Here is a 23,880-nt window from a genome sequence, read left to right on the forward strand (position 1 = left end):
TCGGGGAGTAATGCCTGCCCTGCCGAAAAAATGTATATTGTTGCCATGGCGTTAAAGAGATTCCCCATCGGCGTGCAGGATTTCGCGGTGATTCGCGAAGACGGCAAGTATTACGTTGATAAAACCGACTTGATCTATAAATTGGTCAAAGCGGACAGGTATTTCTTTTTGTCCCGTCCGCGCCGTTTCGGGAAATCGCTGCTGGTCAGCACGCTGCAATACTATTTTGAAGGGCGCAAGGACTTGTTCACTGGCCTCGCGATGGAAAAACTCGAGACCGAGTGGAAAAAGTACCCGGTGTTCAAGCTGAGTTTCGCGGGGAACAAGTTTGATACATTGGAATCCCTGCAAATCTCCCTCGGCAATATGATGGCCGCATTCGAAGAACTGCTGGGCATCAAGAATATGGCGAAGTTTGAATGGGGTGTCCGACTCGGCAATATTCTCCAGGCGGCCTACAATGCTACGAATACTCCCCCTGTAGTGCTTGTCGACGAATACGACGCCCCGCTGCTGGATTCCATGGAAAATCCGGAACTCCAGCTCACGCTCAAGAACGAGATGCGCAAGCTTTTCAGCCCGCTCAAGGATTTGGGCGGCATCCTCCGCTTCGTGTTCCTCACGGGCATCAGCAAGTTCAGCCAGCTCTCGATTTTCAGCGAACTCAACAATTTGAAGGTCATCACAATGAACGATGACTACGCGGCCATCTGCGGTATCACGAAGGAAGAAGTGCTGACCCAGATGCAGCCCGAGATCCAGGCCCTCGCCGACAAGAACGGCTTGACTTACGACGGGGCCTGCGAGGCTCTTCAAAAGCAATACGACGGCTACCACTTCAGCAAGAATTCGCCGGACGTGTTCAATCCGTTCAGCCTAATCAATTCGCTAAGTGATGGAGAACTTGCCAACTACTGGTTTTCCACGGGAACGCCGACGATTCTGACCAGGCTCATGCGCAAGTACAAGGTGGACCCGACGCCTTTCGATACCGGGTTCGAGGCAACTCTTGACATGTTCGATGCCCCGACGGAGACTGCCAAGAACCCTATCCCGATGCTTTACCAGAGCGGGTACCTGACGATAAAATCTTCCAAACCGGGAAGTCGTTTTGTGCTGGGATTCCCGAACGATGAAGTCCGCCTCGGGTTCCTGAAGGCCCTGATGCCCTATTATGCGGCGGATTTTCGTCGCTAACGCGACTTAGGTTTGTAGTTTAACTTGCGTATAAATATACTCTAAAGGGGTCATAAAGTCAAGCCTTTTTCGAGGCCTGTTGTTCAGTTTATCCTGTATCCAGCGAACTTTCCGGGGAGAGATTCCCTTGAACGACTCCTTCTTGGGAAGATATTGGCGTATTAGACCGTTCATGTTCTCGTTGGCACCGCGCTCCCAGGAGTGGTACGGGTTCGCAAAGTAGTAATCCGCCTTCATAGCTTTCGCTATTTCTGCGTGACAGGCGAACTCCTTCCCGTTGTCCGAAGTGATTGTGAGAATCTTGACTTCGAACGTTTTCTCAAAGTCCTTCAGCGCCCTCACAAGCGTTCTCTTCAGGTCTTTCGCGTTCTTCGTCGGAAGATACCTTATCAGGCTGTAATTCGTCATCCTGTCGTTGATCGTGAGCAGGTTCGCGTCATGGTCCGCGCTGTTTATCAGGTCTATCTCGATGTCGCCTACGCGTGATTTCTCGTCCACGATTGCCGGACGTTCCTCGATGGGCACGCGGCCTACAATCTGGCCTCTCTTGTCCTTCTTCTCCCCGCGCTTACGGTATGGTTTCTTGCCGTGCCGCAAGTGCTTCTTCAGGTCCTCGTCCTTGTTCACATGCCTGTATATCGTGGCGACGCTAGGGACACCCATCCCATCGAGTTTCGCGCGTCCGTTCACCTGTTCGGGAGAGTAGTCTTCCTTGATTTTCCCGTCCACGATTTTCCAGTCGTCCTCGTCGTAGTCGTAATGCAGGTGACTTGTCGCGGCAAGGAGGTCTGCCCGTTCCTGCGACTTGACCGGGTCGTAATGCTGGCGGCCGCCGCCCCTGTTTAGTTCCCTGTAGATTGTGGATTTGTGGACCTTCAGCTGCAAGGCTATGTTTTTCGGGGGGATCTTTGCCGCATTGAGCGCTCGTATTTCGTATCTTTGTGCTTGGTTGAGACTCACCGCCATGTCCTTTTTTGGTAGAATCGGCAAGGTAGAAAAGTTTCGGCCAGGTTCCCCAGGGGCTAGCCCTAGGGAACTTTTTTTCTTCCCGATTCAACCTATATCAGTCGCATTGACGGTGAAAATTCGCGTGCAATGGACGATGTTGTTCAAAACGATTCGTTCTTATTGCGCTTTGTCGATGCCTTGGAAGAAAAGGACATTGAAAAGGCACTGGTGCACATCCGCGCGTTCATGAGCGGCATCCCGTACAATGCGGAACGCAAGGACGAGAACCACTACAAGACGGTGCTGTTCCTGATTTTCAAGCTGTGTACGCCATACGTCGTGCGTACCGAGGAATGCAGTGCCGCGGGCCGCGCCGATGCCGTCGTGGAGACCGCCGATGCTGTTTACATTTTCGAGTTCAAGTTGGACTCTTCCGCGACTGTGGATGATGCGTTAAAACAAATCGACGACAAGGGTTACCTGATTCCATATTCCGTCACGATGGCCAAGGACGGCAACCCAAAGAAGTTGTTCAAGATTGGTGTTACGTTCGACCAGGAAAAGCGCACCATCGGCGAATGGAAGGTTGTGGAAGGGTGACCAACAAGTTTGGCCCTTCCTTGGGCGCTCCCCGGCCCCTAACGCGATTTCAGTGTGTAATGTGTAGTGTGAAGTGAGGAATGATTATTCGACAGCGCTCATCATCAGGCGAGGTTCAAGAGCCTCAATACGGTAGTTGTTCTTGGTGGACTTCTTGACGGATTTCTTTATTTTTTTCATATTCATTTTGTAATCTTACTTATAAATTTTATTTTGACTTAACACAACGGACGGAGACTCCATATGACTTATCATTTACACCCAAGCCAGCAAAAGCTGTTTGATGGATAGACGTATAGCTCGACCTTACCCTTGTAACATTAGTTTCATGTTCTAAGGGATACATCCAATAGGTCCCGTCATCTATATCTTTAAAAGATCCATCATTCTTTCTATACCCCGCGCCCACAAGGCTATACCCAGTGGTGTTGTAACCGCCGAAGCCGAAGGTGGAACGGACTCCCTCGATGCCATGGTTGTTGCCGTTGGAATTGAGAATGACAACGAAATCATCGTAGGTGAGCAGGCGCCAGTCGTCGGGGCAGATACCTTGGTGGTTTGGCTTTATACTGTCGGCACAGCTCTTGGTATTGCATTCGCTGGGCAATTTCATCATCTCCGCCCACTGGTAGAGACCGCCATAGCGGTCACAGTTGATGGTGTCGTTGTCATAACAATAGCGTTCTACCTTCGAATCGTCAGCCTGGTCCTTGTCGCCGGCGACCATCTCTCCAATATTCAAGTTCTCAGCCATGGCAGTGACCGTCGCCGAGTCGCCTTGCCTGTTTACACCCTTGAACTCCATGTAATAGTAACTGCGTCCGTTGCGCGAATCAGTAAATGTCTTATAAACGCCCTCTTGCCCTATACTTCCAAGTGTCTGGGAATGATCAAACGGCACATATTCGCTACTACTCGAAGCAACTGACGACGAAGATTGTTTCACGGAAGAACTGCTGCTAGACTTGACACTTGACGAAGAATTGACCGACGAACTAGATACATCCTTCTTGCTGCTAGAAGAATCTCCTGACTTTATGGAACTGGAGCTCTTGGAATCAGAAGAGACTTTTGTTTCTTTTGTGGAACTGCTAGACTTATTCTCACTACTCGATGACTTGTCTTTGGTTTCGTTACCCGAAGACTTCTTGTCAATCGAAGAGGATGACTCTTCGGTGGAATCAGAGTCCTTTACGCTTGAAGACGATTCAACAGCGGATGTTTCATTATCGTCGCCACCCGCCGACGAAGAGTCATCGCAAGCCGAGAACGCAAGCATTGCAAAAGCTACAGCGCTCACAAAGCCAATTTTCTTAATCGTTTTCATTTCATACTCCTGTCGTTCAAGCCGTTGTCCTTCAGGCAAAGCATGTCGGCGGCAATCATATCGATGTCCCGCTTGAACTCGGCAAAGGTCAATCCGCATTTCCACTTGATACTCTCAAACGCAGCCTGCGTTATTCCCTGCATGACCTGGGAAACATCTAATGGTTCTACGCCCAGTTCCTTTTCCCTGACTTCTTCAAAGACTTCCCGCCATTCGAATTTTTCGTTCAGGCATATCCGATGGATATCCACAATGTCCTTTGCCGACATCCTGAAAATCGCGGTCACCTTATTCGAAAGAATATTCCTGACAGAATCCGTCCTGTAGAACAGGTCCGTTTCGGTTATCTCGCCATAGTGTGCGGCGACATCGTTTACGAAATCGAGTTTCAGCCCCATCTAGAACGGCGTCGACATACTGATTGAAGGAATTGTCGTTGTTGACAAAGAAATCCAGGTCGTCTGAATAGCGGTGGCGGTAATACGCCCTGCTAAGCGCGGTTCCACCGGTCAGATACAAAGGTGTGCCGCAGTTTTTCACAATATTCAGAACCCCATCTTGGAGCCTGTACAGGTTCTCCTCGTAGAATTCCGAAAGCGAAATCGTATTTTTGTCTGAAGTCGTCATTGCGAAGCCCCCTTCGGATCTTTTCTGTATAAAGTTTTGCACAGTTTTCCGCCCCGCCCCACAGCACTACCAGGTTGTGCCACGGCACCCGCTCCAGCGAACGCAGGAACAGGGCTTCACGGGAGAAGCCCCCAACCGAAGACACCGTCCCGTCCACCAGGGGAAGGAGCGTCTCGGCACTCACGCTTGAATCCCAGCAAAGGGGTTCAAGGATGCTGATTTTCGACAAAGGCTGCGCCATACCGTCAATATAAATTTTTTACCCAGAATCAACAGGCAGAAGCGGACATTTTCGCCTAGCAAAACAGAACAAGGGAATCAAGGTATTTCCCAAGGGCGGACATGCAAAATTCCGTTATTCGATGGCAGCCGGAACTCATCCAACGACACAACAAATTTTGGATAACTGTCCCTGATTTTTTCCAGCGGCGCGTATTCTCTTGCAATGGTCGACTCGCCGTCCATCTTATAGGCTACCTGGATGTAAATGCGCGCATCGTTCCTGATTGCGACAAAATCGACCTCGCTCCCATCCAATTCCCCGACATATACATCGTAGCCACGCCTGCGAAGTTCCAGATAAATGGCATTTTCAAAAAGATAACCCATTCCATACCCAAAACCCGCATACAGGTAATTGTGGAACGAAAAATCGTTCATGTAGTATTTGGCAGGACCGGACAGCGAATCCTTGCCACGAATGTTGAAGCGCGGACAGGAATGTATCAAGAAGGCGTTTTCCAAATATCCCGCATAGGTCGAGACAGTCTCGTAATTTGTTTTCCGCCCTTGCCCCTTAAGGCTCTTGACCACATTCGTGAAAGAAATCAAGTTCGAGGCATTATTCGAAAGAAAGACAAAAAGATCGTTCAGCAGGGTAGCGTCCTTGATTCTGTAACGCTGCACGACATCGCGAAGCATCACGGAATCCTTCAGACTCTCGACATAGTTCCGTCGCATTTCCTCCGAATCAAGGTTGAACAGTTCGGGCAGGGCCCCATGCTGGACATAATCCGTAAAAGACGACGCATCCTGCGGTTTGCCGGTCAACTCGCAAAACTCGCCAAAACTGTATGGAAACACTTCAAACCGGACATATCGGCCCGAAAGCATGGTTGAAAGTTCCCCGGAGAGAATATCCGAATTGGACCCGCTTATGAATACTTCGCAAGGCTCGGCAAAATCCTGCGAACGGGCGTTCACAAATTTTTCCCATCCATCGATATACTGGATTTCGTCAATGAAAAGATATGTCTTGCCTTGGGGTGAAAACCGGCTCTTGTAAGCAGCGTAAAGGGACTGCAAATCCTCTGCGGATTTTATGGCGGAGAATTCAAGAAATTCCTTGTTGATGTATAGGGTGTTCTCGGCGGGAACCCCGCCTGCAACGATTTGCGACAAGACCTGCCGCAAAACGAAACTCTTTCCGACACGACGCTGCCCGACAACAACCTTGACCAGGTTGTTTCCGACACTTTTCATGACTTTTTCCTGATAAATATGCCGATTAAAGCCCAAAAACGGGCTGTTTCCACCCCATAAGTTGTATTTGGATATAGAATCAATAATTTCAACCATATCTTAAAATATATATAATTTTAGCAAAAATTTCAAACATATTTGAATTTTTTTCTTGGACGTTCCCCGGCCCGGTCCCTGAGCCTGCCGAAGGGGGGCCGGGGCGGGTGCTGTTCGCCTCTCGTCACCCCGGACCTGATCCGGGGTCGGCTCATCGAGCCGCTTGCGCGTCTCGCCACCGCGTGGCGGTGCGACGCCCCCTAACGCAGACGCGGGTGTGAAATGTGTAGTGTGGGGTGTGGAATGATTGTTTATCGGCGGGTTAGTCAGAGTCCTTGACGCAACGGACAGAGCGGTGACCACCCTTTACGGTGAGAAGTCCCTGGCCTTCTGCTCCAAAAGCCGCAGGTTCAGGCACCGCTTGCGGATATGAAACGATTCGATGGTCATGCACTTCTTGTGTAGAATTTTTGCATTTTCAACAATTCTTTCTTCATTCTGGTTGACCCACGCGAGTTCCTGCCTCAACAAAACAAGGTATTTGCTCTTTTCAGACGGACTTCCATAGGCATCATTGTTCAAAATAGACTCGTGGGCAAGTGGAGCAGCCTGAGCAGAAGGCACAGGAACAATATGTTTCAAATCAATGACCGCCACAGGTTTCTTGACCATTTTTTCCGCATCGGTCTCATTGTGCAGATAAACCTTGTAGAACAAGTTCGTTTCTCGAAACTCCGTATGCTTCTGTTTTCCAGAAGAAATCGGGGCGTAATAATCAATTTGACCCACGGAGAACAACTTGCCGAAAAACGGCTTGAACTTGCCGCCATACCCGTCCAGGGATGGGACAAACGAATCGAACTCGCGTAGATAGTCGTCCCTTAAAAAGTCACTTTGCGAACGCAAGATAAGGACGTTCGCATTTTCTATTCATTCCTTTCCACTGAAGGAAACAACCGTACAGCCATTCCAACAGGACAAAAAAGCGCCTCATGGCCCTCTTGAAGTTGAACGCCGCTGCTGCAAGCTTTGCATTGAGCATGTCGCCAAAGATTCCCTTGTAGAAGTTGCGACCCATGCGGTGGTCGCTCTTCAAGTGACCATTGATTGGTTCGATGCCAGCCCTCTTGCAAAAAAGCTTGTGAGCCTTTTTCTTCTGGTAGTAAGTCGCGTTTTTCTTCGGGACGTCGGGTATCACGATCTTTGTCGTTCCGGATTCCTTTTGTCCGCGGTAGCCTCGGTCGCATGCTGCCCGGCTCGGCCTGAATCCAAGCATTTGTTCAACATGGTCAAGCGTATCGTCTATCATATGGCCGTCATACTCGTCCCGGAACGAGACCGCGCCGACAATGATGCCGTTGTAGCTCCGGGCAATTGACACCTTGTTGCCGAACTCGTATTTCTTGTGTTCCTTGCCCTTGCCGATGCATTTTACTTCGGGTTCGTGAAGCGAATAGACCTTGTCCTTGTCGCACCTCTTCTGCTCCAAAACTTTTTTGAAAAGCTCGATTTTTTCTTTGTACGTGTTCAACAAGTTCTTGCTGGCGAGATTTCGCTCTAATTCACGGACGAGCCGTCCCGCGATTGTCTTCTGCCTGCGGAAGACGGAAGTGGACAAGTTCGCTCGGGTCGCAGGGCTGCTCCGTCGTGAAGATGCGTTCCCCGCAAAAATACTGGTAATAGGCGTTTTCCTGAAATTGCTCCACGACGGACTCGTCCGACACATCACGGATGTGCTTCAGGATGATGAACCCGGTCATGAGACGGATCGGCTTGTTCGGCGCACCCATTTTGTCGTCAAACCGTTTAGAAAACTCGGTCTCGAACTTGTTCCAGTCAATCTTGTTCGCGAGAACGTAGAGGGGGTGCTTGTGGTTCAATTGCTCCTCAAGGGAACAGAAAAGGCTTGTCTGTGCGTGGGATTTTGGCGGTCTGTACATGAAAAAAATGCAAGGTTTTTAATCCCATTTTAGAAATCCTTGCAATAATTTCACAGGGTAAAAATCAAATATTCCCAATAATTATGCGGGCTGGGCGGGATTTAAGGGAGGACTACTTAGTCAGCCCTTAAAAAGGCCACTTTGCGAACGCAAGATAAGGACGTTCGCATTTTTTGTTCATTCCGTTCCACAGAAGGCAAAAACAGTATAGCCATTCCAACAGAACAAAAAAGCGCCTCATGGCCCTCTTGAAGTTGAACGCCGCTGCTGCAAGCTTTGCATTGAGCATGTCGCCAAAGATTCCCTTGTAGAAATTTCTGCCCATACGGTGATCGCTTTTCAGATGGCCGTTGATAGGCTCGATGCCAGCCCTCTTGCAAAAAAGCTTGTGAGCCTTTTTCTTCTGGTAGTAAGTCGCGTTTTTCTTCGGAACGTCCGGTATTACGATCTTTGTCGTTCCGGATTCCTTTTGTCCGCGGTAACCCCTGTCGCATGCAGCCCGGCTAGGCCTGAAACCGAGCATTTGTTCAACATGGTCAAGCGTATCGTCTATCGTATGTCCGTCATACTCGTCCCGGAACGCGACTGCGCCGACGATGAGGCCGCTGTAGCTCCGGGCGATTGACACCTTGTTGCCGAACTCGTATTTCTTGTGTTCCTTGCCCTTGCCGATGCATTTTACTTCGGGTTCGTGAAGCGAATAGATTTTGTTCTTGTCGCATTTCTTCTGTGCCAGAACTTTTTTGAAAAGCTCGATTTTTTCTTTGTACGTGTTCAACAAGTTCTTGCTGGCGAGATTTCGCTCTAATTCACGGACGAGCCGTCCCGCGATTGTCTTCAGCCTGCGGAAGACGGAAGTGGACAAGTTCGCTCGGGTCGCAGGGCTGCTCCGTCGTGAAGATGCGTTCCCCGCAAAAATACTGGTAATAGGCGTTTTCCTGAAATTGCTCCACGACGGACTCGTCCGACACATCACGGATGTGCTTCAGGATGATGAACCCGGTCATGAGACGGATCGGCTTGTTCGGCGCACCCATTTTGTCGTCAAACCGTTTAGAAAACTCGGTCTCGAACTTGTTCCAGTCAATCTTGTTCGCGAGAACGTAGAGGGGGTGCTTGTGGTTCAACTGCTCCTCAAGGGAACAGAAAAGGCTTGTCTGGGCGTGGGATTTTGGCGGTCTGTACATGAAAAAAAATGCAAGGTTTTTAATCCCATTTTAGAAAACCTTGCAATAATTTCACAGGGTAAAAATCAGTTTTTCCCAATAATTATGCGGGCTGGGCGGGATTTTAAGGGACGACTAGCCTAGAATCTGATGTTGGAATAAACTATTTTTGCGAAAAACCCTTGACACTACCAATCCCAGGCTTCGCAGCCTGAGGATTTCGCGGTATTTGGTCATTAGACCTCCTGTCTATTTTGTTCGCACGGAATTGTGCAGGCCAAAATTAGACAGGTTTCCTTGTCTCCGGAATCGCGGTTTCCGTTTGACCGGTACGCCGGTTTCCATTACTCCGGTTTCATGGTGTAATTCACTCCGGAATACTCAGCAACGGAAAGGTTGCACTCGGCTATCGGGTACCAGACCCCCGATGAAGTTTTTGCAGGCAAGATGGACTATCTTATTAGCTTTGCCAAAAATGTCCAAGTTCAACTTGGGCGGGACACTAGGGTTGGCAAACAGCACATAAATAATGTATATTCCTATTTAGAAACATGGAGCGACCTGTGGAAACCGTCCTGAACCCGACTCAATTGCATCTTCTGAAGATGTTTTCCTTTGCCAAGGATTCTAAATCTTTGGAAGAGATTCGTGTTGCCCTGACGGATGTTTTCGCCAAGCGTGTTGAGAACGGCATGGATGCTCTATGGGAGTCCGGCGAGTGGGACAACGAAAAAAATGAAGCCGTCCTGAACGAACACCTTCGGACGCCTTACAAGAACATATGAGAATTGTTCTTGATACGAATTGCCTTTTAGCATCCCTTTCTAAACGGGGTGCTTATTTCAATGTCTGGCGCGGCTTACAGGAAGGCAAATACACTCTTTGTGTTTCAAACGAAATCCTTGACGAATATGAAGAGATTATTGGACAAAAGACAAATTCAATAATTGCTTCGAACGTTATCCAAACCCTATTGAACGCGCCTTCCGTAGAACTTATCGACACTTTCTTCAGGTTCAACCTTATAAAGGATGATCCAGACGACAACAAGTTTGTCGACTGCGCCATTGCTGGGAATGCAACCTTCATCGTATCGAATGATTCGCATTTCAGCGTTCTTCGAGAAATAGATTTTCCGAAACTAATCTTGAAGAGTTTGCAAGAATTTTCCGTCATGCTGCAATAGCTTCAAGCCGTGTCCACACCCACTAACAAAAATATACATTCGTCAAGACAAAAGCCTTTTCAAGGCTAAATAACTTGGTACATGAAGATGCAGCCCTCGTCGTACTTTGGCTTAACATGACGCTGCACGAACTGAATATTCCGGCGAAAATAAACCAGCATTCCGGAATGGCGGAAACCGCCAGACCGGACCCCGAACGCTTTGGGGGAAGGAGAAAGTTCTACAAAATTGATGAAACCGTCAGCCTAAAACATCGAATCTGTCAGCTACCCATTTTTAGGACTGGTTTAAAGTATACAAAATCACCCTGTTCTCATCAACCGATACTCCATTGGAGCGAGGTTGTTTAAGGAGTCGTGGGGTCTTTCGTTGTTGTAGTAATCCGTCCACTTTTCGGTAATTTCCCTTACATCATCTAAAGTCCTGAAAATATAGGCGTCAAGAACAGCCCTTCGGTACGATCCGTTAAACCGTTCGATGTAGCTGTTCTGAGTCGGACACCCGGGCTGCGTGTACAAAATTTTGATTCCGTTCCCATCGCACCAATCTTGAAATTTATGCGAAATGAATTCCGGACCGTTGTCGCAGCGAATGTTGCTCGGCTTGCCTTTCTCCCAAATGATTTCCTCCATGAATCGAATCAAGCGGGATGCCGGTATGGAATGCGCAACCTTCTGTGCAACGGCCACACGGTCGCTGTCGTCGATGACGTTGAGTACGCGGAACTTGCGGTTGCTTTGCAAAACGTCAGTAACGAAGTCCATCGACCAGGTGACATTTTCCTGGTCCGGTGTCACGAGCGGATTCTTGACTCGGGCTGGCAAGCGTTTGCGCAACGGCTTTCGCTTGTTGAAATGAATCGCCTCGTAGACGCGGTGGACCTTCTTATGGTTCCACGGATGCCCATCCTTGCGAATCAGCCTGAATATTTTCCAGAAGCCGTCGTTGGCAGCCTCGGCCTTCTGCCGTATCGCAGCCTCGACTTCGGAATCGTCCTTGGTTGATTCGTAGTAGAAGTATGACTTGTGGATGCCCATCAATCTGCACGCCCGAGTAATGCTGATGTCGTGGTCCTCTGCTATTTCGCCCACAATTTCCTTGCGGGCCTCGGGCGTCAGAGTTTTTTTTCGATAACCTCGCGGAGAATCTCGTTATCCAGGGCGAGATTGGCGTACATCTTCTTGAGCTTGGCGTTTTCTTCTTCGAGTTCCTTCAGTTTCTTAAGCTGGCTAACCTCGAGACCGCCGTACTTCCGTTTCCATTGATAGAGCGTGGCTCTGGAAACGTTGAGTCGCCTGCAGATTTCATCTGCAGACACCCCAGCTTCAAGTTCGTTTACGCTTTTGACTGAGTATTCCGGAGTGAATTACACCATGAAACCGGAGTAATGGAAACCGGCGTACCGGTCAAACGGAAACCGCGATTCCGGAGACAAGGAAACCTGTCTAATTTTGGCCTGCACAATTCCGTGCGAACAAAATAGACAGGAGGTCTAATGACCAAATACCGCGAAATCCTCAGGCTGCGAAGCCTGGGATTAAGCCAGAACGACATTGCGGCAAGCTGCCAGGTGTCAAAAAAGACCGTAAACAAGGTCCTGAAACTGGCCAACGAGTACAATCTCCGCTGGCCCCTGGAAGAACGTCTCACCGACAGGGAAATCGACAAGATCATACACCCGAACGGTAAAGAGACCAGGAAAATCACCGACAGGAAGTTGCCCGATTTCGACCACGTTAAGAACGAACTGCTGCGCAACGGCGTGAACAAGAAGCTCCTCTGGGCGGAATATCTTGAAGAATGCAGGCTCGAGAATACCAAGCCGCTGATGTACTCGCAGTTCTGCCACTACATCCTGCAGGACGAACGCGTCCGCAGGGCTACAATGCACATCAACCGCAAACCCGGCGAGCAGATCGAAGTCGACTGGGCCGGAGACCCCGCATACATCATCGACCCCGAAACGGGGGAACAGAAAAAGGCTTACGTGTTCGTAGGCGTTCTCAACTACAGCATGTATGCCTACGCGGAGGCCTTCCCGGACGAAAAACAGAAGTCATGGAACGACGCACACATCCACATGTTCGAGTTTTTCGGCGGAGTCTCGAAGATGCTCGTGCCCGACAACTGCAAGACCGCAGTGACGCACAACAGGAAATACGCGGACGAACTGAATTCGAGCTACCAGGAACTTGCCGAACATTACGGCACCGCGATCATTCCCGCCAGGGTTCGGGCCCCGAAGGACAAGGCCAGCGCAGAGGGGACCGTCGGCAACGTGTCCACATGGATCATCGCTGCGTTGAGGAACGAGGAGTTCTTCGGCATCGGGGAACTCAACCGTGCCATCCGCAGGAAGCTGGAGGAATACAACGAAAGGCCGTTCCAAAAGAAGGAGGGCAGCAGAAAAGGGTTGTTCGACCTGGAAGAAAGAACGTTCCTCTTGCCGCTGCCCCGGACACGCTACGAGAACGCCACATGGCGCAGTCTTACGGTCCAATTCAACTACCATGTCTGCGTCGAGGGCAACTTCTATTCGGTCCCGTTCGGCTTCATCGGCAAGAAGGTGGATGTCCGTGAAACCGATTCCATCGTCGAGATATTCGATGACGGGAACAGGATAGCGTCGCACGCAAAAATGCTCGGCTGCAAGGGAAAATATAGCACATTGGCCGTCCACATGCCGGAAAAGCACCAGAAGTTCCTTGAATGGGATGGCGACCGTTTCCGCAACTGGGCGCGCAAAATCGGCTACAGCACGCTGACGGTAATCGAACGCGTGCTGGCCAGCAAACCCATTGAACAGCAGACGTACAAGGCCTGCATGGCGATCCTGTCGCTGGCGAAGGACTACTCCGATGTCTCGCTGGAAGCCGCCTGCGAACGGATGATTTCTTTCGGGGTTACCCCGACTTTCAAGAGCGTCCAGAACCTGCTTGCGGCAAACGGCGACAGGACCAAGAAACCTGCGGAAAGGCCGCGGGGGATAACCCGTGGGGCCGAATACTACAGGAGGGACAATGACTAACGAAGCGACACGGAACAAACTCATCGAGATGCGCCTCAGCGCCATGGCGAACGCCTTCGATGCGCAACGGGACGATCCGAACATGTCAAGCATTTCGTTCGACGACCGTTTCGGCCTGCTTGTGGATATCGAATATTGCCAGCGCAAGAACAACGCCCTGCACCGGCTCGTGAAACGTGCCGGGCTTGAGCAGAAAGGAGCCAATATCAACGAAATCGACTACTCGTCGGGCAGGAAACTGAACCGGGATTTGATTGCCAGGCTCGCTTCCTGCGAGTTCGTTCGCGAAGGCCGCAACGTCTTCATCACCGGGGCCACGGGCAGCGGCAAGACCTTCATGGCCTGCGCTTTCGGTTACGAGGCGTGTCGCCAGTTCTACAGCACGAAATTCGTACGTTTGCCGGATTTGTTGATAGAACTGGAGATGGCCCGCGAAAACAGGACCTTCACGAAGTCGATGCTGAAGTACACGAAACCGGCGTTGCTGATTATCGACGAATGGCTGCTGCTGAAACCCAGCGAAAGCGAACAGAAGGCCATCTTCGAAATCCTGCATCGGCGTAGCGGGAAATCGTCCACGATTTTCTGCTCGCAGTACCCTTCCTCGGAATGGTACGAGCAGTTGGGCGGTCTTGCGAACCCGTTGACGGATTCCATACTTGACAGGATAATCCACAACGCCTATACGATAGACATCCGCAGTTCCGACCCGCACAAAGACATCTCCATGCGGGAAATCTACGGACTGGATAAAAAGTTAAGCCGCTAGAGCGGTTTCCTGTATTCCGGTCTGGCGGTTTCCGCCATTCCGGAATGCCGGTTTATTTTCGCCGGAATATTCATTTGACGATTTCCGATTCGGAATGAGTCAGTTTCTTCATGGCTGTTCCTTTGCTACCAAAGGTAGCATTTTGACGCAGGCGGAATTGCCTTTTGTCTAGTTATGAACAGTCCTAATTATGGGGAAGCTTACAGGTGGATGCCGAACACGCCAGCCGCAAGAGCCACGCCTTCGAACGGCTCGTCAAGAAGGCCGAGCTCGAGCAGAACGACGCGGGAGTCGCTACGGTCGACTACCACTCGGGACGCAAGCTGAACAAGGCGCTGATCCAGAAACTCGCCAGCTGCGAGTACATATCGCAGTGCCGCAACATCTTCATCACGGGCGCTACCGGAAGCGGCAAGACGTATCTGGCCTGCGCGTTCGGGATGGAGGCCTGCAAGCGGTTCTACTCGGTAAGGTTCACCAGGCTGCCCGACCTGCTGATGGACCTGTCCGCCGCGGAAGACAGGCACTCCCTCGAAAACGCGTTGCAGAAGTACACCAAGCCGACGCTCCTCATCATCGACGAATGGCTGCTGTTCAAGCTCCGCGAGAACGAGGCCAGGTTGCTGCTGGAGGTAATCCACAAGAGACGCAAGAAATCGTCGACCATATTCTGTTCCCAGTACGAGGAAAAGGACTGGTACAACCAGATATGCGACGGCGAAAGCACCCTTGCGGACGCCATCATGGACCGGATATCGTTCGACTCGTACAAGATAAACATCGAGTACATCGACAAGTCGGTTGACAAGTCCATGAGGGAAGTGTACGGGCTGAACCCGTCGGAAGCCCAGTAGGGCAAAAAACAGGTGGCTCCGTCAGGCCGGACTAGTGGCCCTCACTTCTCCGGACTGGCGGCTCCGCCGCTCCAGAATAATCACAATATCAACGAAATCGACTACTCGTCGGGCAGGAAACTGAACCGGGATTTGATTGCCAGGCTCGCTTCCTGCGAGTTCGTTCGCGAAGGCCGCAACGTCTTCATCACCGGGGCCACGGCAGACTATTGGGGACAGCCACTTGACTGCAAAAATCAAGGAATATATATTTATTTGGAATTAGCAATAAAAATTCGCAGAGAAAAAAATGATACACGGAATAAAAAACAGTTTTCTTTATTCTGCTAAAAAAATAAGCGTACAGTGCAGTAGAGGGGCAGAAACAGCAAATTTTCAAGGAACAGGATTCTTTGTTATAACCGCCAACAGTCAATCCTTTTTAGTAACAAATAGGCATGTTGTCGATCCTGGATACTCTGATCCAAAATTCAAAGGATTTGTTATGGATAGATTGGCTATTGAAAGCCACATTGTCCCGCCCAAGTTGAACTTGGAAAATTTTAACAAAGCTAATAAGGGATTCCGTCAGGTCGGTTGGTTAGCCCAATAGTCCTCACGTTCTCTTGTCGCATTATACAATTTTGTTCTTCGTTCTGCAAGTCGTTCCTCCATCTTTCCTGCGAAAACCTCGTCAGGAGTCAGGAATCCGATTGCGGAATGTAGCCGTTCCGAGTTGTAGTAATTGATCCAGTCCGACATTTTCCTCTTTGCATCGGAATAGTCCTGGTAAGCGTCACGACGGACTTCCTCCGCCTTGAGGGTCTTGTGAAAACGTTCCACTTTCCCGTTGCTTTGCGGATGGAAGGGAGATGTAGAGGTCTCCCTGAGTTCAAGTTTCGAAACCAGATCGAGGAAATCCTTCGAGGCGAACTGCTTCCCGTTATCGTGGATTATGCGGGCATGCGCATCGGGATGGAGTTCCTTCGCCCTGGTCACGAGAATTTCAACGTTCAAGCCTTCCATCGTGGAGAAAAGGTCCCAGACGAGAACCTTGCGGCTGAACCCGTCCAGGACGCAGGCGAAGTAGAAGAACACTCCGCAAACTCTGACGTAGGAATAATCCGTATGCCACTGTTCATTCGGACGTGTCGGCTGGTCGAACCCCTTTTTCCGCGCTTCCGCAGGAAAAGCCCATTTGCCGAAAAGGTTGTTCCTCTTCAGTATGTTGTAAACCGTCGATGGACGGGCGTATGCGATATCCCTGTCTACCATAAGCCAGGCCAGGTAGCGGTATCCATGCAGATGGTCCTTGTACTGTTTGCAGAAGTCGACGATGGCGCGAGTCTCTTCCGGGGTCATCCAGTTGGACTTCGGCGTATCGTGGTTATGCCGCGTTTCCGCCTTCCTCCGCGAAACCCAGTTGTTCCATGTACTTTGCGGGATTCCCAAAAAGGATACCAGCCTGGACGGGGCGATTCCCGTCCTTGCGTAAATGGCGTCGATTTCCGCAATGATGGCGGTCCGTTCGGAGAGGCTCATTTTCTTCTTTCCTAGGGACGGCCAGTTAATTTTTTTTTGAGGGCCAGGTTCTCCTGAGCGATGTCGGCGATGACGGCATCCTTGTCGGCCAGGGTTTTCTCGAGAGCGTCTATTTTACGCTGTTGCGCCTTTTCGGTTATGTCGGGGCGTTTCTGCTCGAAAATCCCCGTAGCGGATTCGAAAAGTACCTTCCTCCATTCGAGAATTTTGTTCGGATGTATCTTGTACTCGTCCGCAAGTTCAGATAAGCCCCTGCCCTTGAGGAGAATTTCGCTCAGGATTTTGACTTTGTCCTCCGCACTCAGGCGGCGACGTTTCTGTTTTTCAGGTTTATTTTCTTCTGCCATAAGGTGGCTCCTTGGTTGGAAATATACACCTTATTAGCTTCCTCAATTTTTTCCAAGTTGCGGTTAAGCGCTACAACATATCCATCGACCAGAATGGTCAGCCACTAGGATTCAAAAAAGTCTCAATTACAAATGCAATCGTAGGTTTTGCCGAAAATCAGCACAACGATGTCGTATGCTTAACCAACCTGACCCTATCTGACAGTCTAACAGTCAATAGCGCAATCGAGTACAATCTTCTCGCCGACAAAGAATGGATAAATACAAAACTAACTGTTTGTGATGGCATTGCATATCCTGGATTTCCAGAATGGTTTGACCACCAAAAGAACATTCCAATATTCCGTATGGGAACGATTGCTAGTGATCCGAGAACTGATTATTGTTATCAGCAAGATGATCCTGTTGCAGCACGGATCGCTTATGAAGGTTTTTCATCGGGAGGATCATCGGGTAGTCCTGTTTTCGCGGCACAAAAAGGGTTTCCTGTTGGTGATGGTCTACAGGCACCGGAAGGTTTCTTCCGTGAAATGAAACTTATAGGAATAAATGCCGGTCATTTTCATTCTGACAAAGGACATTCCGGCATATCATATTTTTACAAATCTTCCGTAATTAAAGACATTATTGATAAAATGATGAAAAAATAAGACACTTGTTCGGTAACGAAGAGTCGCATCACATTAAAAGTTCGCAAGTTTTTTTGCAAATTCGAAATTGAAGACAATTCGCTCTCCCCAAATTCTCCAAAAAAGGAAATAATAGCAATGGAACTAAACGACAACAGCATAACAAAAATACACGCGTATAATGCCATTAGATCATTTTTGTCAGAGAAAACCAATCAAAACTTAATCGATGAATTAGGAATACGAGATGGTATTGAACGTCGTATTTCAGGTTTAAACTGCGAATATGAATTTGCCTTAATTTCGCATTTCTCCGAACAATTCGAATTTATTTTAGGATTTGACGAATCGTTTTCTAAATTGACAGACACAAAAACTCCTGATTTTTTCTTAAAAAAGAAAGACGGGAAAAAATTTTTTATAGAAGTAAAAAGCAAAGAGTCAGACACATTCAATGATATTACAGAAACCAGTTTAGCAAAAAGAAAAGTAATCGCCGACGAATTAGGAGCAGAGTGGTGTTTAGCTTTGAAAATGCAAAACAGATGGGGACTTTTTGATTACAACACATTCACATCCAAGAAACGGAAAGTATCCTATCCATTAGATTTAAATGATTCTATTTTCATTTCATTCTTCGGATTTGATTACTATATCGTGCAAAATATTGAAGCAGAATCCATTTTCTCCAACGAATATGAAAAGATAGACAGGATAAGACATAAAGAATACGGAACACTTATCAATTATAAACTTAAAACAGGACCCATTACTCTAATAGACGATTCCTCAAAAAACAAATCTATTTTTGTCGAAGAGATTCATAATCGCTTTAGCAACCAAGAAATACAAAAAATAAATGCAAAAGAAACCAGACTCATTGAGAAATTAGACAAGCCAATTCTCGTTTCCACAGACCAACTCATGATTGCCTCCATCATGCATACAATTAATCAGCATGGACTGCGAAACGACGCAAAAACTTTTTTTGACGACTTCATAAATCATAAAGATCCTTCTTCTCAAATTAACGCATACAAATTTTTTTGGCAACAGATGATTGACAAATGTCCCCATAATGAAATCGTCAAGCCCCAAAAAGTTTTATTCGATTGCAACGGAAACTTTCAAGCAGAGATTTTCCAAGTATAATATCGGAGTCTTTTTATAGAGAAAAAAGCATTAAAGAATATCAAGAAGACCAGCGGACATATTGCCTGAAAATTGCCGGGGTGCGCCACCCCAAGGACAAGGCGGGCCCACGTGATGTCAAGCCATAGCCGGCCGCATACGAGTAACGACAACGCCTTTGCCGAGAGCATTTTTGCTACGATGAAAAGTCGTGTGGTATATCCGGAATACTTCATGACTATCGAGGACGCAGAACGATTTGTCGTGGAATTTGTGGACTGGTACAACAACGAACATCTGCACTCCGGACTGGATTTGCTGCCGCCGTGCGCCGTTCATTTTGGCTACCACCAGGAGATTCTAGACCGCAGAAATGCGTTGCTGGAAAGGTCCAGGGAACTGCATCCTGAACGCTTTGGGGGAAGGAGAAAGTTCTACAAAATTGATGAAACCGTCAGCCTAAAACATCGAATCCACTTGCAAAAAGCAGTATGACATACTAACTTTAAACTAAACTAACCGAGCGGACATATTGCCTGAAAATTGCCGCATGGCATACATGATCCACAGTATGAATATTATACCAATCCATAAAAATTTTTCGCCAAAGGGTTTAGGTGCCCACGGTGTAAAGTAAATGATTGTTGCTGCGCAAGCCACCAAAAGAAGAATGACCTTGCTGCTAAACTTTTCAAATGACAGTTTATCCTTGTACAAGTACAATAAGCCGCCGGCCATGAAAAAGGGAAAACTGAACACCATATTATGGCGAGCATTGCTAATCTGACTTGCTGTACAGAACTCGTTTGTCAAGAAATAACGCACAAGAATTACATGGAAGACAATCGACAATAACATGGCGAACCATGCGCGTTTTTTAGTTTGCAACAAAAATGCAAATCAAGGGAAAATCATATAGAAAAGAAACACAAGGCCCAAAAACCAGCCAACACCAATAACGGAAATATCCGGATTTGGCAAAAGGTTAAAAGCAAGTGTTAAATCTGCAAAAGCCTGGTAAAGTTCGCTTATAGATGGTTTCATAATTAGTTGACCCTTAAAAAGTCACTTCGCGAGCGCAGGATAAGGAGGTTCGCCGTTTTTATTCACCCCTTCCCGGCAAAGGAAGCAACAGTATAGCCATTCCAACAGGACAAAAAAGCGCCTCATGGCCCTCTTGAAGTTGAACGCCGCTGCTGCAAGCTTTGCATTGAGCATGTCGCCAAAGATTCCCTTGTAGAAGTTGCGACCCATGCGGTGGTCGCTCTTCAAGTGACCATTGATTGGTTCGATGCCAGCCCTCTTGCAAAAAAGCTTGTGAGCCTTTTTCTTCTGGTAGTAAGTCGCGTTTTTCTTCGGAACGTCCGGTATCACGATCTTTGTCGTTCCGGATTCCTTTTGTCCGCGGTAGCCTCGGTCGCATGCGGCCCGGCTCGGCCTGAATCCAAGCATTTGTTCAACATGGTCAAGCGTATCGTCTATCGTATGTCCGTCATACTCGTCCCGGAACGAGACCGCGCCGACAATGATACCGTTGTAGCTCCGGGCGATTGACACCTTGTTGCCGAACTCGTATTTCTTGTGTTCCTTGCCCTTGCCGATGCATTTTACTTCGGGTTCGTGAAGCGAATAGACCTTGTCCTTGTCGCATTTCTTCTGTGCCAGAACTTTTTTGAAAAGCTCGATTTTTCCTTTGTACGTGTTCAACAAGTTCTTGCTGGCGAGATTTCGCTCTAATTCACGGACGAGCCGTCCCGCGATTGTCTTCAGCCTGCGATCCGCCTTGTGAGCCTTTTTGGCGTTTTTCGGGTGATTGCGGAAACGCTGGTCACGATGAATCTTCTTCAAGGTTCTCTTGTAGGACTGTCTCTGCGGAAGGCCGCGTTCTTCCACAATTTTCTGCACCTGATCTATTATCTTGTTCGCAAGTTTGGCGTCTGTAGGGAACGTGATGTTCTTTTCCTGCACGGTCGTGTCAAGAAAGACCGTGCCGCATCCTGTCGGTCCTTGTTTATCGTGGTCATCGTTGACGAGGATACTTTCCTTGAGGATCATGTCCAAGCCTTCCTCGCCGATCTTATGCCGGAAGTGGACAAGTTCGCTCGGGTCGCAGGGTTGCTCCGTCGAGAAGAACCGTTCTCCGCAAAAGTACTGGTAATAGGCGTTTTCCTGGAACTGCTCCACGACGGACTCGTCCGATACGTTGCGGATGTGCTTCAGGATGATGAGCCCGGTCATGAGACGGATCGGCTTGTTCGGCGCACCCATTTTGTCGTCAAACAGTTTCGAAAACTCGGTCTCGAACTTGTTCCAGTCAATCTTGTTCGCAAGAACGTAAAGGGGATGCTTGTGGTTCAACTGCTCCTCAAGGGAACAGAAAAGGCTTGTCTGTGCGTGGGATTTCGGAGGTCTATACATGGGAAAAATTGCAAGGTTTTCAGTCATATTTTAGAAAACCTTGCAATATTTTCACAGGGTAGAAATCAATTTTTCCCAATAGTTATGCGGGCTGGGCGGGATTTTAAGGGAGGACTAAATATATCCTTTTTTCTTGTTAAGTGGTATACCCTTGTGGTCTAGGCAGCCTGTTTTGACAGCCTATATTCGACCGGGGTCATGTACCCGAGCGAACTGTGGAGTCTTTTGCGGTTGTAGAACAGCTCGATGTACCTGAAAACGGCCTCCCGCACGTCTTCGAGGTCCTTGAAGTCACGCCTGTAGGCCATCGAAAATCACTTCGTGATTTATATTTCTGCGCCTCGGTCATGAGCAAGCAAGCTTGCTCGCGACTCTCGGCTTGTAGATTTTTGCCATTGTTTTACCTTTTGGGGGTTGCGCAATGACCGTGAGCCGAGTGCAGCGTAAACATGCTCGCATGTTTACATTGCCGAGGCGATCTCGCCTTCAAACCGACTTCCACTGAACATATCGCTCATGTCCGTGATGTCCGAAACGTCAATGTCGTTCAGATCGCATTTGATTCCCTCTGTCTGAATGCGGTTTTTGATGATTCTCTTCAGTTCTTCTTTATTTGCGGGTTTGAGCATTGCCTGTTCCTCCTTTAAAAGTAATAAGCCACTAGTTGCGTCAGTATAACTTTTTCCGGTCATTCCAAGCTAAGTGTGGAACGATTTTCTTAAAAATAGCCTTTATCTATGATTCCGAAAGGATTTTTTACAACAGCAAAGGCTCCCGAAAAATGGGAGCCTTTCTTCTATGCTTTCGAAATCCCGAAACTAGTCGCGGAAGAGAACCTTTTTCGTTCCTTTCACCACTTCGCCAACATGGTAGAACGGTTCGTTCTTCGATTTCAGATGGGCTTCCACGTCCGCCAGGTTCGCATCATCGACAAACACGAGCATCCCGATTCCCATATTGAAAGTCGAATACATTTCATCCTTTTCAACACTGCCAGCCTGCTGGATGATTTTGAAAATCGCCGGAACTTCCCAAGAAGTGCGGTCAATGACCACGTCCACATCAGCAGGAAGAATCCGCGGGATGTTTCCCTGGAAACCCGAACCCGTCACATGGACAAGGCCGTCGATTTTTTTAGCATCGGTGAGTTCGATCAGGCTCTTGTAATAGCTGCGGTGCGGCACCGTGAGAGCTTCGCCGATTGTCTTGTCGAGGCCTTCCACGCGAGAATCCACCTTGTAACCCGCCACTTCAAACAGCGCTTTGCGGGCCAACGAATACCCATTGGTATGCAATCCTGTAGAAGGAAGTCCCAAAATCTTGGTGCCCGGATGAATGCGAGAACCGTCAATGATATTTTCGCGTTCGACAACACCGACAATCGTGCCTGAAATATCGTAGTCGCCGATTGCGTACATGCCCGGCATTTCCGCCGTTTCGCCACCGATAAGGACCATATCGTTTTCGCAGCAAGCCTTGGACATACCTTCCACTATGCCTGTCATCACCTGCGGGTCGAGAGCACCCATGGCGACATAGTCGAGGAAGAAGAGCGGACGCGCACCCTGAACGAGAATATCGTTGCAGCAGTGGTTCACAATGTCCTGTCCAGGCAACGTGTGCGTTCCCATTTCGATATCGACCTTGAGCTTGGTTCCAACGCCATCGACGGAGCTGACCAGAACCGGATCTTTCAGGCCCAAATGGTTCAGGGTGAAGAGTCCGCCAAAATTGCCGACATCGCCCAAAACGCCCGCATTGAACGTAGAACGAACCGACTTTTTCACGCCGACCATGGCTTCGTCTGCACGAGAAAGGGAAACACCAGCGTCTGCATAATTCATACGATTTTTCCTTTGTGTTTGTTTTATTGATTTTTTTGCTGGAGCTGCTTTTCATCGATATTGCGCAAGGCATCCAGAATTAAACTCGTCGTATCGGCCTGTTGATTGATGTTTACAGCGTCCGGCATCAGATGCGTGTCCAATTTGAACAGAGCCGAGTCGTCCCAAGAAAGCATCTTTTCCAAAGCGTCCGGCCCGGTCAAGCGTCCGCATTTCGCACAGCAAATCCGACCGTCCCTAAAGGCGATAAAGCCCGAAACGCCTTCGCATTCCAAAAGCACCGTTCCCGTAATGCGGCTTTTTTCCAACGTCTGGGCAAAATCGATAAAAGGCAAAACACGTGCGCTCGCCAAAAGAGACAGGCTTTCAAATTCGTCCAAGGCCTGATTTTTTGCCCGCAAGCGATCCGCCGCAATTTTATACAGGCAGACGACAATGCTCGGATTTTTTTCCAAGAACTTGATGAACGCTTCCCGCGGGAGGTGCAGCACCGTGCAATCCTCGGCAGCAATCACCGTATTGTTGATTGGCTCGTTGCAAAGAATCGATATTTCCCCAAAGCAAGCGCCCGTTTCCAACCAGGCGATGACATTGTAGCTGCCGTCCGCAAACATCCGACCGCAAATCTGGGCGCGACCGCTCTGCAACACGCAAAACGTTTCTCCCATTTCTCCACCGACAATAATCGCTTCTCCCGCTTCGTATTCCCGAATTTGGGAATTCAACAAGAAAAAATCGGCGGATTCACGCGGAATCTGCTGAAGGAACGGTTTCTCCATTTCATAAGACGCCGAGATCCAATCACCAATACCAGAACGACCAATCATATC

Annotated in this window: 28 protein-coding genes and 4 pseudogenes; 12 read left to right on the forward strand and 20 right to left on the reverse strand. The window is 48.8% G+C overall.

The features are described 5' to 3' along the window. The first annotated feature begins 45 nt into the window (after positions 1-45). Positions 46-1,197, forward strand: coding sequence for an AAA family ATPase (locus BGX14_RS07780; protein ID WP_158223262.1), 1,152 nt, complete (start codon positions 46-48; stop codon positions 1,195-1,197). A 6-nt stretch (positions 1,198-1,203) separates the two neighbouring features. On the opposite strand, the gene BGX14_RS07785 is transcribed toward BGX14_RS07780, so the two are convergent. Next, a complete protein-coding gene (locus BGX14_RS07785) occupies positions 1,204-2,163 on the reverse strand; it encodes an IS30 family transposase (protein ID WP_095878741.1) in 960 nt (319 codons plus the stop codon). 129 nt (positions 2,164-2,292) lie between these two features. Between BGX14_RS07785 and BGX14_RS07790 the strand changes: the two genes are divergently transcribed. After that, positions 2,293-2,745 carry a PD-(D/E)XK nuclease domain-containing protein gene (locus BGX14_RS07790; RefSeq protein WP_095879540.1) on the forward strand — a complete coding sequence of 151 codons (453 nt, stop codon included), beginning with the start codon at positions 2,293-2,295 and terminating at the stop codon, positions 2,743-2,745. An 84-nt stretch (positions 2,746-2,829) separates the two neighbouring features. On the opposite strand, the gene BGX14_RS07795 is transcribed toward BGX14_RS07790, so the two are convergent. The 9 genes and pseudogenes from BGX14_RS07795 to BGX14_RS16090 all read right to left on the reverse strand — a co-directional run bounded on the left by BGX14_RS07795 (position 2,830) and on the right by BGX14_RS16090 (position 9,344). Further along, positions 2,830-2,931: an LEPR-XLL domain-containing protein gene (locus BGX14_RS07795; RefSeq protein WP_095879541.1), complete on the reverse strand. Its 102-nt coding sequence runs from the start codon at positions 2,929-2,931 to the stop codon at positions 2,830-2,832. Positions 2,932-2,953: 22 nt separating this feature from the next. Next, positions 2,954-4,072 carry an FISUMP domain-containing protein gene (locus BGX14_RS07800; protein WP_158223263.1) on the reverse strand — a complete coding sequence of 373 codons (1,119 nt, stop codon included), beginning with the start codon at positions 4,070-4,072 and terminating at the stop codon, positions 2,954-2,956. Beyond that, positions 4,069-4,470 carry a hypothetical protein gene (locus BGX14_RS15285; protein WP_181949980.1) on the reverse strand — a complete coding sequence of 134 codons (402 nt, stop codon included), beginning with the start codon at positions 4,468-4,470 and terminating at the stop codon, positions 4,069-4,071. The genes BGX14_RS07800 and BGX14_RS15285 overlap by 4 nt, the downstream gene beginning before the upstream one ends. After that, positions 4,361-4,612: a nucleotidyl transferase AbiEii/AbiGii toxin family protein gene (locus tag BGX14_RS16500; RefSeq protein ID WP_353889918.1), complete on the reverse strand. Its 252-nt coding sequence runs from the start codon at positions 4,610-4,612 to the stop codon at positions 4,361-4,363. The genes BGX14_RS15285 and BGX14_RS16500 overlap by 110 nt, the downstream gene beginning before the upstream one ends. Continuing rightward, positions 4,563-4,940: a hypothetical protein gene (locus BGX14_RS16080; protein WP_233126447.1), complete on the reverse strand. Its 378-nt coding sequence runs from the start codon at positions 4,938-4,940 to the stop codon at positions 4,563-4,565. The genes BGX14_RS16500 and BGX14_RS16080 overlap by 50 nt, the downstream gene beginning before the upstream one ends. 77 nt (positions 4,941-5,017) lie before the next feature. Beyond that, the gene (locus tag BGX14_RS07810; protein ID WP_073305962.1) at positions 5,018-6,277 is read right to left on the reverse strand and encodes an ATP-binding protein; all 1,260 of its coding nucleotides are present in this window, start codon (positions 6,275-6,277) and stop codon (positions 5,018-5,020) included. 306 nt (positions 6,278-6,583) lie between these two features. After that, complete coding sequence (locus BGX14_RS07815) at positions 6,584-7,123, reverse strand: type III toxin-antitoxin system ToxN/AbiQ family toxin (protein ID WP_158223264.1); 540 nt, start codon at positions 7,121-7,123, stop codon at positions 6,584-6,586. After that, positions 7,107-8,157 (reverse strand): annotated as a pseudogene (locus BGX14_RS16085) (transposase). The gene BGX14_RS07815 and the pseudogene BGX14_RS16085 overlap by 17 nt, the downstream one beginning before the upstream one ends. Positions 8,158-8,284: 127 nt before the next feature. Further along, a pseudogene (locus tag BGX14_RS16090) lies at positions 8,285-9,344 on the reverse strand (transposase). Positions 9,345-9,874: 530 nt separating this feature from the next. Between BGX14_RS16090 and BGX14_RS07830 the strand changes: the two are divergent. Beyond that, on the forward strand, positions 9,875-10,108 hold the full coding sequence (locus BGX14_RS07830) for a hypothetical protein (protein ID WP_095879544.1): 234 nt from the start codon (positions 9,875-9,877) through the stop codon (positions 10,106-10,108). After that, entirely contained in the window at positions 10,105-10,509 is a 405-nt protein-coding gene (locus BGX14_RS07835; protein WP_095879545.1) for a putative toxin-antitoxin system toxin component, PIN family, read from the forward strand. Before BGX14_RS07830 ends, BGX14_RS07835 begins: the two co-directional genes overlap by 4 nt. Positions 10,510-10,811: 302 nt before the next feature. Here BGX14_RS07835 and BGX14_RS07840 read toward each other — a convergent pair whose 3' ends face one another. Together BGX14_RS07840 and BGX14_RS07845 are read right to left on the reverse strand one after the other, a co-directional pair. After that, positions 10,812-11,600, reverse strand: coding sequence for an IS3 family transposase (locus BGX14_RS07840; RefSeq protein ID WP_158223265.1), 789 nt, complete (start codon positions 11,598-11,600; stop codon positions 10,812-10,814). A 23-nt stretch (positions 11,601-11,623) separates the two neighbouring features. Continuing rightward, positions 11,624-11,863: pseudogene (locus BGX14_RS07845) on the reverse strand (transposase); the annotation flags it as partial. Between the two features lie 141 nt (positions 11,864-12,004). Here BGX14_RS07845 and istA point away from each other — a divergent pair. From istA to BGX14_RS07870, 5 genes and pseudogenes are all read left to right on the forward strand, one after another. Then, positions 12,005-13,537, forward strand: coding sequence for an IS21 family transposase (gene istA / locus BGX14_RS07850; RefSeq protein ID WP_095879300.1), 1,533 nt, complete (start codon positions 12,005-12,007; stop codon positions 13,535-13,537). After that, entirely contained in the window at positions 13,530-14,306 is a 777-nt protein-coding gene (gene istB, locus BGX14_RS07855; RefSeq protein WP_095879299.1) for an IS21-like element helper ATPase IstB, read from the forward strand. The genes istA and istB overlap by 8 nt, the downstream gene beginning before the upstream one ends. A 206-nt stretch (positions 14,307-14,512) precedes the next feature. Further along, positions 14,513-15,160, forward strand: coding sequence for an ATP-binding protein (locus BGX14_RS07860; RefSeq protein WP_095879547.1), 648 nt, complete (start codon positions 14,513-14,515; stop codon positions 15,158-15,160). Positions 15,161-15,247: 87 nt separating this feature from the next. Beyond that, positions 15,248-15,361, forward strand: a pseudogene (locus tag BGX14_RS16505) (AAA family ATPase); the annotation flags it as partial. Between the two features lie 88 nt (positions 15,362-15,449). Continuing rightward, positions 15,450-15,752 (forward strand): hypothetical protein, encoded by a 303-nt coding sequence (locus BGX14_RS07870; RefSeq protein WP_095879549.1) that lies wholly within the window; start codon positions 15,450-15,452, stop codon positions 15,750-15,752. Here BGX14_RS07870 and BGX14_RS07875 read toward each other — a convergent pair. Both BGX14_RS07875 and BGX14_RS07880 read right to left on the reverse strand, forming a co-directional pair. Then, entirely contained in the window at positions 15,728-16,681 is a 954-nt protein-coding gene (locus BGX14_RS07875; protein WP_095878958.1) for a DDE-type integrase/transposase/recombinase, read from the reverse strand. The two genes, BGX14_RS07870 and BGX14_RS07875, sit on opposite strands and share 25 nt — an antisense overlap. A gap of 11 nt (positions 16,682-16,692) precedes the next feature. Continuing rightward, entirely contained in the window at positions 16,693-17,028 is a 336-nt protein-coding gene (locus BGX14_RS07880; protein WP_095878959.1) for a transposase, read from the reverse strand. Between the two features lie 11 nt (positions 17,029-17,039). On the opposite strand from BGX14_RS07880, the gene BGX14_RS07885 reads away from it, so the two are divergent. From BGX14_RS07885 to BGX14_RS07895, 3 genes are all read left to right on the forward strand, one after another. Continuing rightward, complete coding sequence (locus tag BGX14_RS07885) at positions 17,040-17,678, forward strand: hypothetical protein (protein ID WP_095879550.1); 639 nt, start codon at positions 17,040-17,042, stop codon at positions 17,676-17,678. A 117-nt stretch (positions 17,679-17,795) separates the two neighbouring features. Then, complete coding sequence (locus BGX14_RS07890; protein ID WP_095879551.1) at positions 17,796-18,809, forward strand: hypothetical protein; 1,014 nt, start codon at positions 17,796-17,798, stop codon at positions 18,807-18,809. A 114-nt stretch (positions 18,810-18,923) separates the two neighbouring features. Continuing rightward, on the forward strand, positions 18,924-19,283 hold the full coding sequence (locus BGX14_RS07895) for an integrase core domain-containing protein (protein ID WP_143394188.1): 360 nt from the start codon (positions 18,924-18,926) through the stop codon (positions 19,281-19,283). 405 nt (positions 19,284-19,688) lie between these two features. On the opposite strand, the gene BGX14_RS15525 is transcribed toward BGX14_RS07895, so the two are convergent. The 6 genes from BGX14_RS15525 to BGX14_RS07925 all read right to left on the reverse strand — a co-directional run bounded on the left by BGX14_RS15525 (position 19,689) and on the right by BGX14_RS07925 (position 23,877). Then, positions 19,689-19,832, reverse strand: a complete 144-nt coding sequence (locus BGX14_RS15525) for a hypothetical protein (protein ID WP_158223266.1) — start codon at positions 19,830-19,832, stop codon at positions 19,689-19,691. Positions 19,833-19,853: 21 nt separating this feature from the next. After that, positions 19,854-21,206 carry an IS5 family transposase gene (locus BGX14_RS07905; RefSeq protein ID WP_198951155.1) on the reverse strand — a complete coding sequence of 451 codons (1,353 nt, stop codon included), beginning with the start codon at positions 21,204-21,206 and terminating at the stop codon, positions 19,854-19,856. Between the two features lie 158 nt (positions 21,207-21,364). Continuing rightward, positions 21,365-21,514: an IS3 family transposase gene (locus BGX14_RS07910; RefSeq protein ID WP_083545887.1), complete on the reverse strand. Its 150-nt coding sequence runs from the start codon at positions 21,512-21,514 to the stop codon at positions 21,365-21,367. 153 nt (positions 21,515-21,667) lie between these two features. After that, the gene (locus BGX14_RS07915) at positions 21,668-21,835 is read right to left on the reverse strand and encodes a hypothetical protein (protein ID WP_233126448.1); all 168 of its coding nucleotides are present in this window, start codon (positions 21,833-21,835) and stop codon (positions 21,668-21,670) included. A 189-nt stretch (positions 21,836-22,024) separates the two neighbouring features. After that, the gene (gene purM, locus BGX14_RS07920) at positions 22,025-23,050 is read right to left on the reverse strand and encodes a phosphoribosylformylglycinamidine cyclo-ligase (protein WP_095879554.1); all 1,026 of its coding nucleotides are present in this window, start codon (positions 23,048-23,050) and stop codon (positions 22,025-22,027) included. A gap of 23 nt (positions 23,051-23,073) precedes the next feature. Beyond that, entirely contained in the window at positions 23,074-23,877 is an 804-nt protein-coding gene (locus BGX14_RS07925) for a cyclic nucleotide-binding domain-containing protein (RefSeq protein ID WP_095879555.1), read from the reverse strand. Between the last annotated feature and the right edge of the window lie 3 nt (positions 23,878-23,880).

This window comes from Fibrobacter sp. UWS1, from assembly GCF_002300445.1.
Classification (GTDB): domain Bacteria; phylum Fibrobacterota; class Fibrobacteria; order Fibrobacterales; family Fibrobacteraceae; genus Hallerella; species Hallerella intestinalis.

Excerpts from the sequence above, each read along its gene's own strand:
- BGX14_RS07780 (WP_158223262.1), top strand. The coding sequence starts at position 46 with ATGGCGTTAAAGAGATTCCCCATCGGCGTGCAGGATTTCGCGGTGATT.
- BGX14_RS07785 (WP_095878741.1), bottom strand. The coding sequence starts at position 2,163 with ATGGCGGTGAGTCTCAACCAAGCACAAAGATACGAAATACGAGCGCTC.
- BGX14_RS07790 (WP_095879540.1), top strand. The coding sequence starts at position 2,293 with ATGGACGATGTTGTTCAAAACGATTCGTTCTTATTGCGCTTTGTCGAT.
- BGX14_RS07795 (WP_095879541.1), bottom strand. The coding sequence starts at position 2,931 with ATGAATATGAAAAAAATAAAGAAATCCGTCAAGAAGTCCACCAAGAAC.
- BGX14_RS07800 (WP_158223263.1), bottom strand. The coding sequence starts at position 4,072 with ATGAAAACGATTAAGAAAATTGGCTTTGTGAGCGCTGTAGCTTTTGCA.
- BGX14_RS15285 (WP_181949980.1), bottom strand. The coding sequence starts at position 4,470 with ATGGGGCTGAAACTCGATTTCGTAAACGATGTCGCCGCACACTATGGC.
- BGX14_RS16080 (WP_233126447.1), bottom strand. The coding sequence starts at position 4,940 with ATGGCGCAGCCTTTGTCGAAAATCAGCATCCTTGAACCCCTTTGCTGG.
- BGX14_RS07810 (WP_073305962.1), bottom strand. The coding sequence starts at position 6,277 with ATGGTTGAAATTATTGATTCTATATCCAAATACAACTTATGGGGTGGA.
- BGX14_RS07830 (WP_095879544.1), top strand. The coding sequence starts at position 9,875 with ATGGAGCGACCTGTGGAAACCGTCCTGAACCCGACTCAATTGCATCTT.
- BGX14_RS07835 (WP_095879545.1), top strand. The coding sequence starts at position 10,105 with ATGAGAATTGTTCTTGATACGAATTGCCTTTTAGCATCCCTTTCTAAA.
- istA (WP_095879300.1), top strand. The coding sequence starts at position 12,005 with ATGACCAAATACCGCGAAATCCTCAGGCTGCGAAGCCTGGGATTAAGC.
- istB (WP_095879299.1), top strand. The coding sequence starts at position 13,530 with ATGACTAACGAAGCGACACGGAACAAACTCATCGAGATGCGCCTCAGC.
- BGX14_RS07870 (WP_095879549.1), top strand. The coding sequence starts at position 15,450 with ATGATACACGGAATAAAAAACAGTTTTCTTTATTCTGCTAAAAAAATA.
- BGX14_RS07875 (WP_095878958.1), bottom strand. The coding sequence starts at position 16,681 with ATGAGCCTCTCCGAACGGACCGCCATCATTGCGGAAATCGACGCCATT.
- BGX14_RS07880 (WP_095878959.1), bottom strand. The coding sequence starts at position 17,028 with ATGGCAGAAGAAAATAAACCTGAAAAACAGAAACGTCGCCGCCTGAGT.
- BGX14_RS07890 (WP_095879551.1), top strand. The coding sequence starts at position 17,796 with ATGGAACTAAACGACAACAGCATAACAAAAATACACGCGTATAATGCC.
- BGX14_RS07895 (WP_143394188.1), top strand. The coding sequence starts at position 18,924 with ATGTCAAGCCATAGCCGGCCGCATACGAGTAACGACAACGCCTTTGCC.
- BGX14_RS15525 (WP_158223266.1), bottom strand. The coding sequence starts at position 19,832 with ATGAAACCATCTATAAGCGAACTTTACCAGGCTTTTGCAGATTTAACA.
- BGX14_RS07905 (WP_198951155.1), bottom strand. The coding sequence starts at position 21,206 with ATGTATAGACCTCCGAAATCCCACGCACAGACAAGCCTTTTCTGTTCC.
- BGX14_RS07910 (WP_083545887.1), bottom strand. The coding sequence starts at position 21,514 with ATGGCCTACAGGCGTGACTTCAAGGACCTCGAAGACGTGCGGGAGGCC.
- BGX14_RS07915 (WP_233126448.1), bottom strand. The coding sequence starts at position 21,835 with ATGCTCAAACCCGCAAATAAAGAAGAACTGAAGAGAATCATCAAAAAC.
- purM (WP_095879554.1), bottom strand. The coding sequence starts at position 23,050 with ATGAATTATGCAGACGCTGGTGTTTCCCTTTCTCGTGCAGACGAAGCC.
- BGX14_RS07925 (WP_095879555.1), bottom strand. The coding sequence starts at position 23,877 with ATGATTGGTCGTTCTGGTATTGGTGATTGGATCTCGGCGTCTTATGAA.